The organism is Thainema salinarum CENA647 (assembly GCF_057732415.1).
Window position 1 is genome coordinate 435783 of sequence record NZ_JBYJZJ010000015.1, and the last position, 19443, is coordinate 455225.

The following is a 19443-nucleotide window of genomic DNA, read 5'->3' on the forward strand; positions in this document are numbered from 1 at the left end:
AAAGATTTATACACAATGCAGCGGTAATCGAGACTTGATTTGCCAAACTGAAACAAGAAGATAACTTGATTGTTTTTAGGGCTGAGGATTGAGGCTGAGGGCTGAGAATTAGGTGGTGGGTGGTGGGTATTAGGTGCTAGGTATTAGGTGCTAGGTATTGGGTTCTGGGTGGGAGGATTGATCTCTACAGCTTTTACTTTTACACTCCTCTCGCCTCACTTCTCACTTCTTCCCTCACTCCTCTTTAGAGCTATAGCTAAACAAAACCTGGGTAGCATCTATCGGACAGCTTTTATGAAATGATTTTGATTGCTGGCTAAATCGATTGTCAGGATGCTTACAACCTATGAACGCTTCATCAGGACTTCTGTCTTTCTACTTCAGGCAAGGAACTAAAGGTATACCGTGTTCTGCCTTGATCAGCTTGGCGCTGTTCAGCACTGTCGTTTGTCCAGCCCAGGCTGCTGCATCCCGTCAGCTTGATGACCAATTGAGCCAGTACCAATTGAGCCAGGAAGTGCGATCGCACTTCCCATCGATACCGATTCCTCAAACAACTCAGGTTGCTCAAGCGATTATCGCGGCTCCAGATGGTGCTGGCACAGTCGTCAATCAGGCAGGTCAGACATTCACTATTACAGGCGGCACGCAGGCAGGAGCGAACTTATTTCATAGCTTTGAGCGACTCGGCTTGGATGCCGGACAAATCGCCAACATATTGACGAATGACAGTATCGACAACGTTTTGGGGCGGGTTGTGGGCGGCGACCCGTCCGTGATTAACGGCATCTTGCAGGTCACAGGGGGAGACTCCAATCTCTTCCTAATGAACCCGGCTGGAATTATCTTTGGCGCAGACGCTTATATCGATGTACCGGGAGCTTTCACGGCCACCACTGCCAATGCGATTCAAATTGGCGATGAGTGGTTTAACGCAATTGGCAGCAATAGCTATGCGAATCTGGTTGGTACCCCAAATGCATTTGCCTTCAACCGTTCCGAGCCTGGTGCAGTGATCAATGCAGGCAGTCTGAATGCAGCAGCGGGCGAATCCGTTACGCTGCTGGGCGGCACTGTCATCAACACCGGAACGGTTTCGACGCCGGGTGGCTTGATTACAATTGCTGCCGTACCTGGCGAGAACTTAGTTCGCATTACTCAAGATGGCAGCCTACTCAGCCTAGAATTACCAACTGACGGACAGATGAACCTGGAAGCTAGCGCTGAAGCCATTCGCCACAGCGATATACCCGCGCTGCTCTCAGGCGGAATCGTACCGCAGAATTTAGGTTTAGTGGTAGAAGATGGCGTTGTCAAACTCGCTAGTACAGGCACTGCCATTCCGACTGACATGGGCACCACCATCGTATCTGGTAGCTTACACGTTGCAGACACAGCCACTGGCGCAACAGGCGGCAGTATAGATGTTTTGGGCGATCGGGTGGGGTTGATCAACGCTAGCATCAATGCGGCTGGAGCGAACGGTGGCGGAGTGGTTCGAATTGGTGGAGATTACCAAGGTGAGGGCACAATTCCCAACAGCGATCGCACATTTATCGATTCAAACACAACGATTACTGCCGATGCGCTGAATCGTGGTGATGGCGGACGCGTAATCGTCTGGGCCGATGAAGCAACCCAGTTTTCAGGAGAGATTACGGCGCGTGGCGGCAGTGAAACGGGCAATGGCGGTTTTGTCGAGGTTTCCGGTAAGGATCAGCTCGCTTTTGCGGGATTTGTAGATACCAGTGCCGCCAATGGCGTTGCGGGTACGCTCTTGCTCGATCCAGAAAATATTCTCATTGCTAATGCCCCCAGCAGTGCAGGCATCAACGCAGCTCTACCGGATATCCTGGCGGGCGAATTCGCAGGTGATATCACCATTAATGCGGCTGTCTTGGAAAGCCAATTGGGCACAATTCTATTAGAAGCGACCAACGACATCCAGATTGCCAATGGCATTTCGCTAACGTTCGCGAGCAGCAGCGGCTCCATTACCTTTACGGCAGACAGCGATACAAACGGCGCAGGCTCATTCAGCATGGATCCGAGCCAAACAATTACGACCGATGGTCGGGATCTGATCATCTCCGGTGCTGAGATTCAAGTGGGCGATATTTTGACCGATGGTGAGGCGGCAGTGCAGCTAACGGCTACTGGCGATATCAACACTGGACGGATTAACGATGACACAGGCGGATTTCCACAACATGGGCCAGTCACCATATCATCGGGGGGTAGCGTCACCGCCCGGAACGGAGGGGTGCGAGCAGCGATTAGAGGCGAGTCCATCGAGATCACGGCGGCCAATAGTATCACCACTGGCGATCTGAGTACTCAGGATATTGGCGGCATTACAGATCCCTTAATTTCTTTCGTGCGGTTAACGGCTGAGACGGGTAATATCCGGGTTGGCTATGTTCTAGCGGGGCTAGGCGGCATTGACATTGATGCGGCGGGTGTATTTCAAGCCCTCAATGCGCGGGAATCCTACATTAATCGGACTTCGGTGCCACCTGCCGAACTAGCGCAGTACATCAACAGCTTGAGCTATACCGAGTTTCCCAACCAAATTTTTATCGATAACTTCCTGGTCAGTATTGAGGCGGTTGATGGCCCGATCGCCATTCGCTACGGCCAAAATCGGGAAACGCTGTTTAACGAATCCAACATTTTGATTGAAGGGGATCCAAATCAGCAGTTTGTGATTGGGCCAAATTACGACAGCACGACGCCGTTTTTGCCCGGCGTTGGCAGCAATTTCGATCCCTATGATGCAGCGACTAATCCAAGTGGATATTTCCCACCTGGAGCATCTAGTACCTTTGATGTCATCGCCAATGCAACACCGCTAGCGTTTCCCTCAACTGACTTTCCCAGCAGCGCCAGCGGCATGGTGGCTGGAATTGCCAGCAGCGCTACCGATGCCAGTTTGGCTGGATCACTACAAAGCCAACTGTTTGGCAATCCGGATACGGGAGGTGGCAATGGTGGTAACGGTGGCGGCGGTACAGGTGGTAATGGTAACAGCGGTGGTGGTGGCCGGGGCGGTACAGGCAATAACGGCGGCACGGGTGGTAATGGTGGCGGTGGAACAGACGGTGGCGATGGAAACGGTGGTGGCCCAGTTGTGGTCAATCCAGACGAGGTTCCTCAAGATACGCAAACCCTTGAGCTGGAGGCCATCAATGACCTCTGTGAAGAGAATTCCAGTGATGATGTGGTCGCCGTGGGAGACTTGCTCACGATTGATGAGTCCTTGGTGGCGACGGGAGTCCGTTCGTCAGAAGAGGACGCACTCGTCGATCCCTGCCGGAACCTAGAACGCAGTAATCCAGAGGGCGACAGCTCAGCACCAACGCTTGACCGCACTGGGACTCCAGAGTCGAGAACAGAAGAACTTGATAGCTTAAACCCTGAATCACCCGATATTGAACCGTTGCCAGCAAGTGATCAGGGGCAGTCTTTTGCCAACGAATCATCCGATATTGAACCATTGCCAGTAATTGGTCAGGGGCAGCCTTTTGCAGAAGCAGTCGTCCAAAATGCGATCGCACCTCCAGAGCAGCTGCCTCCCATAATGGTTGTAGAAACTCGATCAGCCGATTAGCAGACCTATGGCAATCTCTACCATGCGCCCATCTCGTCAACTCTTTCATTCTTTGCTATACGGATTTGCGGCTTTATGGTTGGGACTGAGCAGCGCCCAATCTGCGATCGCAGTTAGCCCAGACTTCACACCATCTGCTGTTATCGCCGAAGCGCAAGCTTACTTTGAGCAAGGGTTATCCGCCTATCGAGCCGGAAATTTGCGGCAGGCCATTCAGCTCTGGGAACAGGCACTGAGTTTGTCGAACACACCTCAACAGCAGGCCCAAACCCTGGGCAATTTAGCGATCGCATACTACGAAACGGGGCAGTATTTAACCGCCCTGCAAACTAACAAAATGGCGCTGGATATCTTTGCTGAACTCAATAATCAGGCCGCCGTTGGGCAGGTGCAGGCCAATCTAGGGAACGTCTACGAAGCGCTGGGTGACTACGAGCGGGCGATTGCTGCGTATCAAGCCAGCCTGACCATTGCCCGCTCAACGGGTAACCGTGCCGCAGAAGGGGTCAGCATCGGCAATTTGGGCTACATTCACTCGGTACAGGGCGACCAAGCAGCAGCACTGACAGCCTATGAGCAGAGCTTGGCGATTGCGCGAGCAGTCGGTGATTTGGAAGGGGAAAGCCATCGGCTGCTGAACATGGGGATTGCCCATCATGCGCTGGAGCAGATTGATCAAGCGATCCAGTTTTACCAGCAGGGATTGGATGTAGCCCATGCCATCGATCATTTACCACTGGAGGCCCGAATCCTAGGCCATCTCGGCACAGCAGCAGCCGATCAGAGTGACTATGAACGTGCGATCGCATATTTTGAACAGAGTCTTGAAATTGCCAAAGCCCTGTACGATCCAAAATTGACCGCTATCACGCTCAATAATCTTGGGCATACGCTCCTAGCGGCCAATCAGCTAGACGCCGCTGTTATTCGTCTTCAGGAAGCAATTGAGCAGCTCGATCAGCTGCGTTTGAGTCTGGAAGACACCTACAACGTCTCAGTGTTTGACACCCAAATCTACACGTATAACCTGCTGACGCAGGTGCTCGTGGCTCAAAACCAGCCCGCCGCTGCCCTAGAAATCGCTGAAGCCGGACGAGCCAGAGCCTTTAGTGACTTGTTAGCTAATCGCTTCAATCCTGCTATCCAGGCCAAAGCGACGGAGGCAGAGCCGTTGGCCCCTTTTTCAGTAGCCGAAATTCAGCAAGTCGCGCAGCAAGCCAACGCAACCCTCGTAGAATATCTGCTAGTTCCTGCCGAAGAGTTCCGGGTGCAGGGCAAGCAGCGAGGCCGCACAGCTAGCATCTACATCTGGGTCATTCAACCGGATGGTCAAATCCACTTCCGACAGCAGGACATTGATCCGCAAGCCGTTCAGCTTAAAGATCTGGTACGCCTGTCTCGCACTTCACTTGGTCGCGATCGCGGTGGGCTGGGAATTGTTGCAATCAATGAAACTGACTTTCAGACAACAAATACCGCTCTCCCAACAGCATCTTTACGCGCGGATCATCTACAGTCTCTCCACCAAGTTTTGATTGCGCCTATTCAAGACCTGCTGCCCCAAGACCCTGATGAACGGGTGGTCTTTATTCCCCAAGGCGATTTGTTCTTAGTGCCCTTTCCTGCCCTGAAAACCGAAACAGGCGACTACTTAATTCAGTACCACACCATTCTGACCGCTCCATCGATTCAAGTATTGAGCCTCACGCATCAGCAGTCCAACTTTAGGCAAGCGACTCGGCAAGCCACGGGTTCAGCCAGAGGACGTTTCAATCCGCAGGAGATGCTGATCGTGGGCAATCCAGAAATGCCAATGGTTTGGAATCCCAACCTAGGAGGCACCGAACAGCTTGCGCCTTTGGCAGGAGCTGAACAGGAAGCTTTAGATATTGCTGCCTTTTTTGAGGTCGATGCGCTCACGGGTCAAGCCGCATCCGAACGAGTCATCAAAGACCAAATTAGCACTGCTCAGATTGTTCACTTTGCCACCCACGGTCTTCTAGAGTACGGCAACTTACAGAACTCAGGCATACACGATGTACCCGGAGCAATTGCGCTAGCCCCTGGAGATGGCCAAGATGGCCTGTTGACATCAGCCGAAATCCTCGATGAACTCAGCTTACAGGCCGATTTAGTTGTACTCAGCGCTTGTGATACAGGTCGTGGTGACATCACAGGAGACGGAGTCATTGGGCTCTCTCGCTCACTGATTGGAGCTGGCGCAGCCAGCGTAGTCGTATCCCTCTGGGCCGTTCCAGACACCCCAACTGCCGAGCTGATGGTTCACTTTTACGAAGAGATGAAACAGGGCAGCGACAAAGCACAAGCCCTACGCCAAGCCATGCTAGCCACCATGAACAGCCATCCCAGTCCAAGAGATTGGGCTGCATTTACGCTCATTGGTGATGCCCAGTAGGTTGAAGAGGCGTAAGGCGTAAGGCGAATTTTATGTTTCCATCTAACTCAGCACCTATAGCCATCGCCGCTTGGGTTGAGACATCTGTGAAATTCAACGTTTAAACGTTCGAACGTTGGAACGTCTAAACGTTTTCAAAATTTTCCAACGTCCTAACCAATATGATTACTGCTATAGCACCCAGTACCTAAAACCCAACACCTAAAACCCAGCACCCATTCCTTTACAACACCGCTGCATAGAATGCTTATGCCCCCTCCGATAGACGCTTAAGGCAACCAGCAGATCTATGCTGACAACATCTAAATTCCGTTGCTCTAATCATGCTCTATCGCACCCTAGGCAATACTCAAGAAGAAGTTTCAGCCATTGGCCTTGGTGGTTTCCATATTGGTCAACAGGAAGACGAACAGGAAAGCCTGCGCATTATCCGGAGCGCCATTGATCGCGGCATTACCTTTATGGACAACTGCTGGGACTATAACGACGGTACTAGCGAAATTCGCATGGGTAAGGCGCTGCAGGATGGCTACCGCGATCGCACTTTTTTGATGACGAAAATCGATGGCCGCACCAAGTCTTTAGCGGCACAGCAAATCGATGAGTCGTTACAACGCTTGCAAACCGATCATGTTGACCTCCTACAGTTTCATGAAATCATTCGGCTAGAAGATCCGGATCGAATTTTTGCGGAGGATGGAGCCGCTGCTGCGGTTTTAGAAGCGAAGCAGGCCGGAAAGATTCGCTACGTTGGCTTTACGGGACATAAAGATCCGCTGGTGCATTTGCGCATGCTAGACATTGCTCAGCAGCATGGGTTTAGCTTCGACACGGTGCAAATGCCGCTGAACGTGATGGATGTTCACTTCCGCAGTTTTCAGCATCATGTTCTACCCGCACTAATCGAACATGGAATTGGCGTATTGGGCATGAAGTCAATGGGTGACGGACATATCCTCAAAAGCGGCGTGGTTTCACCGATTGAATGCCTCCACTATGCTCTGAACTTACCGACTTCCGTCGTGATTACTGGCATCGACAGTATGGATATTTTGGATCAAGCGATTGAAGCGGCAGAAACTTTTAAACCAATGAGTGTTGAAGAGGTAACAGAACTCATATCCCGCACCGCAGAACTGGCGGCGACTGGACAATACGAACTGTTTAAGACAGATAACGTATTCGATGCCACAGCCCTGAACCCAGATTGGTTAGGAGTTCCTGCCGCTTAGCTAGACATTAGCTAGACATTAGCTAGACATTAACCCATCAACTTCCCCCGAACCACTCACCCTCAACCTAATACCTAGTACCTAACCCTCACCTCCTCCCATGACTCAACCAATCGGCACAACCCGCTGGGCGATCGCAGAAGGCTATATTCCACCCGATGACACCGATCGGCCAAAAGAATTCATCAGCCACGAAACCGCCTGCTTACTCAACACCTGCGACCAAGATGCCCATGTAGAAATCATGATCTACTTTAGCGATCGCGAACCTGTCGGCCCCTATCGCATCACTGTGCCATCTCGCCGCACCAAACACATGCGGTTCAATGATCTGCAAGATCCCGAACCCATCCCCCGAGGCACCGACTACGCCAGCGTCCTGACCTCCGACGTTCCCATCATTGTCCAGCACACCCGCCTCGACTCCCGCCAAGTCGAAAGCGCCCTTTTGAGCACGACAGCGTATGCATGTTGACGTGGATGGGTAGGAGGGTAAGAGGGTACTCGGTGTTAGGGACTAGATGTTAGGTGCTGGGTATTAGGTTAGTAGCTTAAAGGTCTTTACCCAGTAACAGCCTCTAGCCTCCAGCCCCGACTTTTGACCCCCCAGTACCAAAAGTTCAACCCCCAATACCTACTAACGCCTATATAGCCTTTCCTGGGCTGCTGAGGTACAGGTTATTTTTTAGAAGCCGCGCGGAGCGCGGCTTCTAAAAAATAACTCCTCCTTTATTGGCGCAAGAAGCGCTATAGATACCTAATACCAAATTCCTACCCATCCACCCTCCTACCCTCCCACTCCCCCTACCCACCTATCTCCCCTCCCTCATGATGCAACCCTCCTGGTACAAAAACGCAATCTTCTATTCATTAGATGTGGAGACGTTTTTTGATGCCAATGGTGACGGTATTGGCGATTTTCGGGGTTTATCAGCCAAATTAGACTATTTAGCTGGCTTAGGAACAACCTGTCTTTGGCTGCTGCCGTTTTATCCCACTCCTAATCGCGACAACGGCTATGACATCGTTGATTACTACAACGTGGACTCTCGCTTGGGCACCCTGGGAGATTTTGTTGAATTTATGCATCAAGCAGAAGAGCGGGGCATTCGAGTGCTACTGGATTTGGTCGTCAATCACACGTCCAATCAGCATCCGTGGTTTCAGGCATCGCGATCAGATCCTGACTCTCCCTTTCGCGAATACTATGTGTGGCGAGAAAATCCACCTGAAAAAGGGGCTGATGCCGTCGCATTCCCCGGTAAGCAAGAGAGTCTGTGGGAATATGACGAGCAGGCCGGAGCCTATTACCTGCATCGCTTTTACAAAGAGCAGCCTGACCTGAATATTGCCAACCCTGCCGTACGGGAAGAAATCTGTAAAATTATGGGGTTTTGGCTAGAGCTGGGTGCATCTGGCTTTCGCGTAGATGCCGCGCCCTACTTGATTGAACCTCTGGGAATTGAAGGGGCTCGGGCTGAAGATTTAGGCCAGTTTATTCCAGAGATGTATGATTTTGTGCGGCTGAACCGTAGCGACGCTATTTTGGTGGCCGAAGCCAATGTCAAACCGGATCAGATTCCCTTCTATTTTGGCGAGGGCGAGCGCATGCAAATGCTGTTCAACTTTTTGCTGAACCAGCATATGTTTTTGGCTTTGGCCCGACAAGAAGCCAAGGAGTTAGAACATGGGCTGAACTTAGTACCAAAGATTCCGGATCGCACCCAGTGGCTTAACTTCGTTCGCCACCATGACGAACTTAACCTCAATCATCTGAGTGATGATGAGCGCCAGGAAATTTTTCAAGCGTTTGCCCCTGAACCTAATATGCAGATTTATGGCCGGGGCATCCGTCGCCGACTGACACCAATGGTCAACAACAAGCGCGATCGCATTGAGCTGATCTATAGTCTGCTGTTTAGTCTGCCAGGTACTCCCCTACTCCGCTATGGCGACGAGATCGGTATGGGCGACGATCTTTCGTTAGAAGGCCGCAACAGCGTCCGCACGCCGATGCAGTGGGCCGATACCGAAAACGGAGGGTTCTCATCTGCTTCGGCTGATCAGCTGCCTCGGCCCATGATTACCGAAGGCGAATATGGCTACTCCAACGTCAACGTCACCAGTCAGCAGCGCGATCCCCATGCTCTGATTAACTGGATTGAGAGGCTTGTCCGCATGCGCAAGCAGTACTTTGTCATTGGTCGAGGCGATTGGGAGGTGATTAGAACCGATACATCCTGCATCTTTGCTCTGTGCTGCTACTTGCCCGATCAAGCGATCCTGACGGTTCACAACTTTTCTGAGCAGCCCTGCACCGCCACGCTTGAGGCCAATCACCTGAGCAATTGGGTCGAAATCTTCAGCGACCAGCCCTACGATCCGCCTGCACAGGACATGCCGCTTGCCTCCTATGGTTACCGCTGGTTTGAAGTTACGAGGGAGGAACCAACTTAAACCATGCCTCACATCGGCTATCACATATCCCACGAACAGTTCAAACCCAGTCAGCTTCTGCAATGGGTGCAGCGGGCTGAGCAAGCAGGCTTCACCCATGCTCTATCGTCTGACCACTTTCTGCCTTGGGGAACAGACCAGGGCGAAAGCGGCTTTGCTTGGTCGTGGCTTGGGGCAGCGATGCAGGCTACGAATCTGCACTTTCGCTTGGTCAATGCACCGGGGCAGCGGTATCATCCCGCGATTATTGCGCAGGCGACAGCGACGCTGATGGAGATGTTCCCGCACCGCTTTTGGCTGACGGTGGGCAGTGGTCAGGCGCTGAATGAGCATATTACGGGTACTCACTGGCCGAGTAAGTGCGATCGCAACTCTCGTTTAAAAGAATGCGTAGACATCATTCGCGCCCTTTGGGCCGGAGAACTGGTTAACCATCACGGTCTAGTGCAAGTGGAAGATGCCAAACTCTATACCCGTCCTGACTATCAGCCCAAGATCATCGGCGCGGCAATTACACCCAAAACGGCTGAATGGTTGGGCAGTTGGGCCGATGGGCTGATCACCACGTCCCGTCCCCCCGAAAAGCTGAAGCCCGTTGTCGATGCATTTCGGCGCGGCGGTGGCGAGGGCAAGCCGATGATTCTCAAGGTGCAGCTTTCCTACGATCGCACTCAGGAAGCGGCTCGGCTGGGAGCGCACCAACAGTGGCGCAACAATATTTTTAAAAGCGTATTACTCACCGAAATTCGCACTGTGGAACAGTTTGATGCGGCTGGAGCATTTGTTACACCAGAAGATATTGACGACCATGTGCGAGTTTCAGCTAATCCGCAGCAGCACATTGACTGGCTGAAAACGGATATTGAACTGGGCTTTGATGAACTGATCTTGCACAATGTCAACACCGCTCAAACTCAGTTCATTGATATGTGTGGTGAAACGGTCATTCCGGCTCTAACCTCAAAATGAGCCGGATCTCAACAGAACGATGGAAATTCTGCATCTGAGCCAAGTCAATCGATAGAATGGGAGATCTAGGGGCATAATCGAGATCCGGTAGCACGTTCAAAAAACTGTCTCTAACACGGCTCTCAGATATTGCCCGATTGGACTACCTTGTTTGACTAAACGGCTTTCTTTCTTTCATTGGGCTACCATTGGCAAATCGTACGTATGGTTATAGCGCTATGCGCTCAAATCAAACCAATATTTTAAGAAAACTGCGCGGAGCGCGACTTTTCTCAAAATATATGTCCTAGCCACGGACGTAGTGCCATACCCAGTCAGTCTAAAGATCGAAGATTAGATGCTCAAACTGTTATCGTTTCAGCCACAACATTTTTCAATCCTGGTCGTTGATGATTCTTCCACAAATCTCAAGATCGTGGGCCAGATGCTAAAGGATGCTGGCTATGAGACAAGCTTCGCGACCCAAGGTAAGCAGGTCATGCAGCAAGTCAAACAGGCACGGCCCGATCTGATCTTGTTAGATTTGATGATGCCGGATATGAGCGGCATGTCGGTATGCCAACAGCTACAGGCACATCCTGAGTATCACAATATTCCAGTCATTTTCCTCACGGCGAGTCAAGCGCAGGAGCATATCCTGGAAGCATTTCAAATTGGTGCCGTTGATTATGTGACTAAACCGTTTCAGAAACTCGAACTCCTGGCCCGGATTAAAACCCACCTCCTGCTGAAGCACACCACAGATCAGCTCAAGCAAACGAGCCAAAAGCTACAGATTGCCCTAGAGAAAGCAGAACGGCTTTCGCAGGTTGATCCCTTAACGAATGTCAGCAATCGTCGCTATTTCTTTGAACAGGCTGAACTAGAGTATGTGAGATCGCAGCGCTATAACTTAGTATTTTCGGCGCTGATGATAGATATTGATCACTTCAAAGCAGTCAATGACAGCTACGGCCATCAGGTCGGCGATCAAGTCATATCTGGCGTTGCCCAGGCGCTGGCTGAAACGCTGCGTCAAGTCGATCTGATCGGTCGATATGGAGGGGAAGAGTTCGCCCTGCTCTTACCAGAAACACCGTTAATTGCCGCTGCAACTGTCGGTGAACGACTACGACAGCGAACTGCTAAGCTCACGTTTCCAGTTAAAAGTAAACCGACACAACCCCATTCCTTAACAGCCGAAACAGCCGATCAAGCCAGCGAGCAGACATCGAGCCTACAGGTGACGATCAGCGTCGGGATAGCCGAATCCCACAAAGCAGACAGTCGCATCGACGATGTGTTAGAGCGTGCGGATCAAGCGCTCTATCAAGCGAAAGCCAACGGTCGCAATCAATGCTGTAGCGCAAGTTAAGTAACACGTACAATATTGAGTGGTTTACCGTGTCACCGCTAGCGATATGTTGGCGATAGACTAATATCAATCGGGTAGAAAACCCACGCTATCTTTTGTAAAGGCTTATACTGCGAGCGCTAGACAAAAATAGCCGGGTTCTTGCCCAAACTCCTGATCCAACTATTTCCGACCTGAAAGAATCAATTCAACCCGATGCTAACTTCAACCGAGCTCTCCTGGCCGTTTTGGCCAATTGTGCCGCTCTATCCCTATGGCAAGCGTCAGACGCTTCGTCAAGAAGTGGTCAAAGACACAATTTGGACATTTGATCAGCCGCAGGGAATTTTTTACGTTGTCGTACCCATTCGGATGACGGTGGTGCGGCTGGAAACCGGCGGGCTGCTGGTCTATGCACCTGTGGCACCAACGCCAGAATGTATTCACTTGATGCGAGAGCTAGAAGCCATCCACGGGGCAGTGCGCTACATCATTCTGCCCACCGTTTCGGGACTAGAACACAAAGTCTTTGTTGGCCCGTTTGCTCGCCAGTTTCCAGAGGCACAGGTCTATGTAGCCGCAAATCAATGGAGTTTTCCCATTAATTTGCCGCTCAGTTGGCTCGGGTTTCCAGGCGATCGCACCTATGTGCTACCTGAAGATAGCCGTTCAGCGCCGTTTGCGGATGAGTTTGACTATCGGGCCTTGGGGCCGATCAATCTGGGCCTTGGCCCCTTTGAAGAGGTGGCCTTTTTCCATAAGCGATCGCAAACACTATTGGTTACCGACTCCGTACAGTCGATTCCCTACGATCCGCCACCCATCGTGCAGCTTGATCCCTTTCCACTTCTCTTTCACGCCCGTGAGACTGAACTAGACTACGTCAATGACACCTCGATCAATCGTCGTAAAGGCTGGCATCGTATTGTGCTATTTGCCTTCTATTTCCGGCCTAGCACCTTAGAAGTACCTAGCCTTCGAGAAACTATTCAAAACGCAATCAAAGCCCCCGACCGCTCTAAGCGCAACTACTTCGGGCTATTTCCCTTCCGCTGGCGAACCACCTGGCACGAATCGTTTAACGCCCTATACGGCGGCGGTCGTCTCTTCGTCGCTCCCGTTTTGCAAACGCTGATCTTCAGCCGTGGCCCAGAAATTGTTATCGATTGGGTTGATCAAGTCTGTCAGTGGGACTTCCGGCGCATCATCCCTTGCCACTTAGATGCACCTATTGCAGCCACGCCCCAGCAGTTTCGGCAAGCCTTTGGTTTTCTGATGCAGGATGCCAGATTTAATCCGGCTGACTCCTTGCCCGCTGAAGATTTCGAACTCCTGCGCGAACTAGAAACCAGCCTCAGCAAATGGGGCATCACCCCACCTCCCCAACGCAGACTGTGAAACCAAACGAAACTGGGGGAAACGTTTCCCCAATCCTTCTTTAAACCAACCGAGCATTAGTAATCTGTCAACTTTGTTTTAATGAGTTTTGATGGTTGATATGCTGCACTCAGTGCATATCAACCATCAAAACTTATCTGACACAACACTAGGTCTGCGTACGAGCTGAGCGCTGGGCGCTACTGAGACTGCTAAGGCCGCCATAGCGCATCCGATCATAAATGGACTGAGTGGGAGCCAGCCAAACCCGACCTGTACCTCGAAACGTTTGCAGCAAGCCTTCACCGCTACTCATTGCGCCCAGCAGACTTTTAGCCGATTTCTCAACGCTGAATTGAATATTGCCCGTGCGCATCAGGGCAAAGTTACCATCCACTTGTAGCGTCTCGTTATTAAGCTGCACACAGCGCACTTCATCCATTGGCACTGGCAGTTCCAGAACACAAAGACCGCTGCCATTAATCTGCGTTTGGAAGAACCCTTCACCACCAAACACCGCCGACGAGACATTGCGCTGAGCGGCGACGCCCACCTGAAGCGAACTTTCGCCACAGTAGAACATCCCTTTATCACAAATGACTTCTTCATTATTGAGCTGGTAGATCAAGAAATCGCCAAAAGATGGTTCCAGAAAGATCGATCCGGTACCGCTATAGCGAGGTGTAAACGCCGTCTCATTCGTCAGCATTTTCTTGAACATGGCTTTGCCAAGACCGCCGATACCGCCTACTGCGTTATCCATCTCAATGCGACCATGCATATAGTGCAGCGCACCTGCCTCAACAATTGCGTCGCTGTTGTTGAGCATAATACGAACTTGCTTCAGCTTCAGTCCAGTTTGATTCGCGTAGTGAATATCTTGAGCAGTTGCCGGATCATTGCTGCCAGATAGGTTTTTATAGGCCAAGATATCGACCCGAAACCCCTGGCTAGTAGCAGAACTAATGATTTCTAGCTTCTTGTCATCTGCTTCCGCTTTTGGTTGGGACAGCGGGGGACGTTGGGGAGCAGGTTGAGAGGTGGAAGATTGAGGAGAGTGAGTCATAGCTTTTAATGTAGAATTCTGAGATCGCACCCATGCTAGCCACCCTCAACAGCAACCGTCGTGATCTTAATCCGCACCCACACCTGATACTCGACACTCAATCCGACGGCAGTTCTAAACCCAACTCCCGAGCAACTGCTTCAATTTTGGCGATTTCTGCTTCGACTTTCCTGAGGCGACGGGTCAGACGAGTCAACTGTTTTCCACGTGCGATCGCAGCTTTGTATGCTGCAATTTGATGGAGTTGAATATATTTACTCTTTTTGCCATTGTCCAGTAGCTTACCTCGTCCAGCTCTCAGCCGAGCATACCTACAGGTTTGCTTGGCGTTGTCAGAAGCGGTACCCCCAGCGGGCGTGAATTCTAAACGCACACCCTGTAGGCAGTCACCCGCCTGAAGCAGTTGTTCAATCTGATCTTGAAGCTGTTGCTGCTCCTGGTACAGAGCTGATAAACGCATTTTATTCGTGTCGTTTTTAATAGGCAAAATAAATATAACACGAATAGATTGAACACCATAGCTCTTTCGGTGCGATCGCAAGCCTTCACTCTACTGTGACATTGATTTAACTGACTGCTGTGATTACTTCCCACGCCAACGAAGCAGCGACAGTTGCAAACCAGGTTCAGCCAGAGACAAAGACGGCAACCTTCATCGAAGTAGCTGAAACTCCTGCTGATGTAGCGCTCAGCGGGCAAACTCTCTCCTTGATGCAGATGAAAACTGTACAGATGACTGCGTAGAATGACGGTTGTATGGGGTTGTGAAGAAACTCACGGCTTGCACCAACATCCACAACGGTTACTGTACTGCCACAATGCAGCAGCAGGGCTGCTCTGGGTTTCAATCAGCAAGATGCAGCACATGAATCAGCAATCCCCATTTTAGGTATCCGAAGTCCGGTTAAACCCGATGATTTATGTTTATAAATTGGTTTTTTACACATGGATTTGAGATGAGACCGTCATATTGCGATTTGAAATCGGGAGGTTAGATTGGTTGATGTTGTAATTGGTTTAGATTTGGGCACTGGTGGCGTACGTGCGATCGCAGTTAACTTACAGGGTCAAGTCATCGCTCAAACCACAAAAAATTATCCGTTGCTAACGCCTCATCCCGGTTGGACAGAGCAGCATCCAGCCAATTGGGTGGACGCTAGCTTGAATGCTCTGACGGAGGTAGCTCAACAACTGGATGGTCAGTCGGTAATCGGCTTGGGACTGTCGGGACAAATGCACGGTATGGTGCCGCTGGATCAGGCTGGACAGGTGATTCGACCTGCCATCTTGTGGAACGACCAGCGGACAGGCGATGCCGTTGCCGAGATTGAAGCGACCGTTCCTCGCTCAGATCTGATTCAGCGCACGGGCAATCCGGCGATTACCGGATTTCAACTGCCTAAGCTGGTGTGGTTGCGATCGCACGAACCCCAAGCCTATAAACAGGTTAAGCAAGTGCTGCTCCCCAAAGATTACCTGGGTTACGTCCTAACCGGAGAAGCAGTGACGGAACCCTCCGATGCGTCCGGCATTGGCTGTTTAAACTTGGCCAGTCGGCAGTGGGATCAAGAAATTTTGGATGCGCTCAATATTAGTCCTGACTTATTCCCCCCCGTGGTCGAATCAACCGCTGTTGCTGGACGGCTGAAACCGGAGCTAGCTGAGCAGATTGGCCTACCCGCAGGCTTACCTGTCGTGGCTGGTGGTGGCGATAATGCGGCGGCGGCAATTGGCTTGGGCATTTCCGACCGCAATCTACAGTGCGGCAGCTTGAGCATTGGCACATCGGGCGTAATTTTTGCTCCTTGCGATCGCGCTACTCCCGATCCGGAAGGGCGAGTGCATCTCTTCTGCCATGCGGACGGCAGCTATCACCTGCTGGGCGTGACGCTGGCGGCGGGTGGTGCATTGCGCTGGTATCGCGACACGTTCGCGCGTGACATTCCCTTTACCGATTTGATGACGCTGGCGGAACAGTCGCAACCGGGAGCGCGCGGCGTGCTGTTCCTGCCCCACCTAGCTGGCGAGCGCAGTCCTTATCTAGACCCGGATACGCGGGGAGCCTGGGTGAATTTGTCCTTGGCTCACAATCAGGGGGATCTGATTCGGGCGGTGTTAGAAGGGGTTGCTTTTAGCCTGCGAGCGGCGCTAGACGTAATTCAGGAGATTTGTCCGGTTAATCAACTACTGGCAACGGGAGGCGGAGTGCGATCGCACCTGTGGTTTCACATGCTGGCGGATGTGCTGCATACGGAACTGGTTGCACCCAAGGCTGAAGAAGGGGCGGCCTATGGAGCCGCGATTCTGGCGATGGTAGGAACCGGAGCCTATCCAACCCTGGAAAAAGCCTTCACGATTCTGCCCCAGAGCAGCGAAGCGGTTCAGCCTCAAGAACATCCAGCCTATGAAGCAGCGTTTGAGCGATATGCGGTTCTCTATGAAGCGCTGAAGGCAGTTCGGTAACTGATTCTCAGCCGCGATGTGAATAATATAAACAAGCAGACCTTAGAGAAATGAGGTGAGATCGCAGTTAGTGTAAGGATCTGATCATGCATAGCAACCTAGCTCACTGGATGCAGAATAGAATGTGAGGAGATAATTCTCATTGAGCAGAGTATTGAGATGCTTTCATCAGACCTAATTTCAACTCTGAGAGGACTGAGTCGCTCAGACAAACTATACATCATGCAGCTTTTGATCTCGGAACTTGCCCAGCAAGAGACCGAGCTAATCAAACCTGAACAAGCTTACCCAGTATGGTCTCCCTATGGTGCAGATGAGGCAGCAGATACGATGCTAAAAGTGCTACAGGCAGCCAAAACTCAAGATCATGCGTAATGCCGAGCGGTATCAATTTTTTTCTGGCGATCCAACGTTAGGTGAAGCCAGTTTTCGCCCATATTTGCCACTCACCTTGGTTTATCAACAGGCTTCTGTCACAGCATCGGGTTTACTAGATACTGGTGCAAGTGTTAATGTGCTGCCGTATTCGATAGGAGTTGAGCTTGGGTACGATTGGAAGCAACAATCAACAGCGCTGAGCCTGACAGGCAATTTAGCTCAGTATGAAGCGCGTGTTGTGCTTGCTCAAGCTGTCGTTGGGAATTTTGAGCCTGTGCAATTGGTGTTTGCCTGGACATAAGCTAACAGCGTGCCGCTTATTCTAGGGCAGGTAAACTTTTTCATGGAGTACGATGTCTGTTTCTATCGTTCACAGCTAGAGTTTGCAGTGAGCCCCAAAACTTGGTCTTAGTGCAAAGCTCAAAGCCGTTTGGTAAAAATTAGAAGAGTTGTCCATCGTTGTTCGTCCTGTAGGGGCGCTAGCGCAGCTATGCCCGAAGGGCTATATAAGCATTTGCTCCTACGTAACGTCAATGATTTTATAAAAAATCGCCTAGCTAGCCTTATTTACTAGCTAGGATCATAATGGCAACTGATGGCTAATCCACCGAGTATCAATCATGATGTCGTCCACTGTTGAGACCAAACGAGAGAACGATAACCAGACGGTCTATTTCCGCTGCATCGCGGGCTGTTCGGCCAAGCACTCGATCTTTGATGTGCTCTATACCTGTCCCTCCTGTGGCAGCCTGCTGGAAGTGCATCATGAACGGGAACCACTCAAACAGCGCAGCGCGGATGAATGGAAACGGCTGTTTGAATCGCGGATCAGCACAACCAAATGGCCCTACGGTAGCGGCGTCTGGGGACTGCGGGAGTGGGTGATGCCAACCTTGGCAGACGAGAATATTGTCAGCATGTTTGAAGGCAACACCAACCTATTTTGGGCTGACCGATTAGGCAAGCAACTTGGGATGCCTGACCTGTGGATTAAGCTCTGCGGCAACAGCCACACGGGCAGCTTCAAGGATCTGGGTATGACTGTGTTGGTCAGCGTCGTTAAGCAAATGATGGCCCAGGGCAGTCCGGTTAAAGCAGTGGCCTGCGCCAGTACGGGCGATACGAGTGCGGCGCTATCGGCCTATGCAGCTTATGCGGGCATTCCAGCGGTGATCTTTTTGCCTGCGGGGAAAGTCAGCACGGCGCAACTGATTCAACCTGTGGCGAATGGTGCCCATGTGCTGGCGCTCGACACGGATTTTGACGGCTGCATGAAAATCGTCAAAGAGGTCACGCAAGACAATTCGATCTACCTGGCTAATTCGATGAACAGTCTTCGCATCGAAGGCCAAAAGACGGTTGGCATCGAAATTGTGCGCCAGTTTGACTGGGAAGTGCCGGACTGGATCATTATCCCGGTGGGCAACCTGGGCAATATCAGTGCGCTCTACACGGGATTCAAGCTGATGATGGATTTGGGGCTGATTAGCCGAATGCCCCGACTGGTGGCGGCGCAAGCGGCGCAGGCCAATCCGTTCTATGAATCGTTCAAGATGGGCTTCAAAGAAAAAGTCAGCAAGACCGCAGGCGACACGTTGGCCAGCGCAATTCGGATTGGTGATCCGGTCAGCTATGCGAAGGCGACGAAGGCAATTACGGCAACGGACGGCATTGTTGAGCAGGCCACCGAAAATGAATTAGCAACAGCAGCGGCAGAAGCGGATTTGACGGGGATGTTTACCTGTCCGCATACGGGTGTGGCGCTGGCGGTACTGAAAAAACTGATTAACCGGGGCCTAATTAAATCCAGTGACCGAACGGTGGTGGTCAGTACGGCTCACGGTCTAAAGTTCACTGATTTTAAGGTCAGATACCACGAATCGAGGGTGGAAGGCGTGACAAGCGAGTATGCGAATCCTGCGGTTCACTTACCCGCTGATGCAGATGCGGTGAAAGCTGAAATTGAAAAACGGTTGAGTCGTTAAAGCATGACGTTATGGTACAAGTGAAAGTTTTCTACGAACCAGAAACGGAGTTGCTGACAATCTTTTGGCAGCCTCCTAGAAAAGAGCAAATCAGCACTGAGTTGGGGAACGGAATAATCTTAATTAAAGACTCAACAACGGGTGAGTCGATTGGATT

At 51.3% G+C, this 19443-nt stretch carries 15 protein-coding genes; 13 read left to right on the forward strand and 2 right to left on the reverse strand.

The genetic code is table 11. The features are described from left to right. Window positions 1-415 precede the first annotated feature (415 nt). The 8 genes from AC286M_RS03790 to AC286M_RS03825 all read left to right on the forward strand — a co-directional run bounded on the left by AC286M_RS03790 (window position 416) and on the right by AC286M_RS03825 (window position 13415). Window positions 416-3610 carry a two-partner secretion domain-containing protein gene (locus tag AC286M_RS03790; protein ID WP_488203116.1) on the forward strand — a complete coding sequence of 1065 codons (3195 nt, stop codon included), beginning with the start codon at window positions 416-418 and terminating at the stop codon, window positions 3608-3610. Between the two features lie 7 nt (window positions 3611-3617). Further along, window positions 3618-6026 carry a CHAT domain-containing protein gene (locus AC286M_RS03795; protein ID WP_488203117.1) on the forward strand — a complete coding sequence of 803 codons (2409 nt, stop codon included), beginning with the start codon at window positions 3618-3620 and terminating at the stop codon, window positions 6024-6026. 323 nt (window positions 6027-6349) lie between these two features. After that, window positions 6350-7258 carry an aldo/keto reductase gene (locus AC286M_RS03800; RefSeq protein ID WP_488203118.1) on the forward strand — a complete coding sequence of 303 codons (909 nt, stop codon included), beginning with the start codon at window positions 6350-6352 and terminating at the stop codon, window positions 7256-7258. A 100-nt stretch (window positions 7259-7358) separates the two neighbouring features. After that, window positions 7359-7733, forward strand: coding sequence for a sensory rhodopsin transducer (locus tag AC286M_RS03805; RefSeq protein ID WP_488203119.1), 375 nt, complete (start codon window positions 7359-7361; stop codon window positions 7731-7733). A gap of 353 nt (window positions 7734-8086) precedes the next feature. After that, on the forward strand, window positions 8087-9715 hold the full coding sequence (locus AC286M_RS03810; protein WP_488203120.1) for an alpha-amylase family protein: 1629 nt from the start codon (window positions 8087-8089) through the stop codon (window positions 9713-9715). A 3-nt stretch (window positions 9716-9718) separates the two neighbouring features. Next, window positions 9719-10684, forward strand: a complete 966-nt coding sequence (locus AC286M_RS03815) for a TIGR03885 family FMN-dependent LLM class oxidoreductase (protein ID WP_488203121.1) — start codon at window positions 9719-9721, stop codon at window positions 10682-10684. 337 nt (window positions 10685-11021) lie between these two features. Beyond that, window positions 11022-12038, forward strand: a complete 1017-nt coding sequence (locus tag AC286M_RS03820; protein WP_488203122.1) for a diguanylate cyclase — start codon at window positions 11022-11024, stop codon at window positions 12036-12038. A 195-nt stretch (window positions 12039-12233) separates the two neighbouring features. Further along, window positions 12234-13415, forward strand: a complete 1182-nt coding sequence (locus AC286M_RS03825; protein WP_488203123.1) for a DUF4336 domain-containing protein — start codon at window positions 12234-12236, stop codon at window positions 13413-13415. Window positions 13416-13563: 148 nt separating this feature from the next. Here AC286M_RS03825 and AC286M_RS03830 read toward each other — a convergent pair whose 3' ends face one another. Both AC286M_RS03830 and AC286M_RS03835 read right to left on the reverse strand, forming a co-directional pair. Continuing rightward, the gene (locus tag AC286M_RS03830; protein ID WP_488203124.1) at window positions 13564-14460 is read right to left on the reverse strand and encodes an AIM24 family protein; all 897 of its coding nucleotides are present in this window, start codon (window positions 14458-14460) and stop codon (window positions 13564-13566) included. Window positions 14461-14557: 97 nt separating this feature from the next. Then, window positions 14558-14920: a hypothetical protein gene (locus AC286M_RS03835; protein WP_488203125.1), complete on the reverse strand. Its 363-nt coding sequence runs from the start codon at window positions 14918-14920 to the stop codon at window positions 14558-14560. Between the two features lie 119 nt (window positions 14921-15039). On the opposite strand from AC286M_RS03835, the gene AC286M_RS03840 reads away from it, so the two are divergent. The 5 genes from AC286M_RS03840 (at window position 15040) to thrC (ending at window position 19286) form a co-directional block, all read left to right on the forward strand. Further along, complete coding sequence (locus AC286M_RS03840; protein ID WP_488203126.1) at window positions 15040-15204, forward strand: hypothetical protein; 165 nt, start codon at window positions 15040-15042, stop codon at window positions 15202-15204. A 252-nt stretch (window positions 15205-15456) separates the two neighbouring features. Further along, the gene (gene xylB / locus AC286M_RS03845) at window positions 15457-16923 is read left to right on the forward strand and encodes a xylulokinase (protein ID WP_488203127.1); all 1467 of its coding nucleotides are present in this window, start codon (window positions 15457-15459) and stop codon (window positions 16921-16923) included. A 159-nt stretch (window positions 16924-17082) separates the two neighbouring features. Then, complete coding sequence (locus tag AC286M_RS03850) at window positions 17083-17298, forward strand: hypothetical protein (RefSeq protein WP_488203128.1); 216 nt, start codon at window positions 17083-17085, stop codon at window positions 17296-17298. Continuing rightward, window positions 17291-17602 carry an aspartyl protease family protein gene (locus AC286M_RS03855; protein WP_488203129.1) on the forward strand — a complete coding sequence of 104 codons (312 nt, stop codon included), beginning with the start codon at window positions 17291-17293 and terminating at the stop codon, window positions 17600-17602. The genes AC286M_RS03850 and AC286M_RS03855 overlap by 8 nt, the downstream gene beginning before the upstream one ends. 319 nt (window positions 17603-17921) lie before the next feature. After that, the gene (thrC, locus tag AC286M_RS03860) at window positions 17922-19286 is read left to right on the forward strand and encodes a threonine synthase (protein ID WP_488203130.1); all 1365 of its coding nucleotides are present in this window, start codon (window positions 17922-17924) and stop codon (window positions 19284-19286) included. Window positions 19287-19443: the final 157 nt, after the last annotated feature.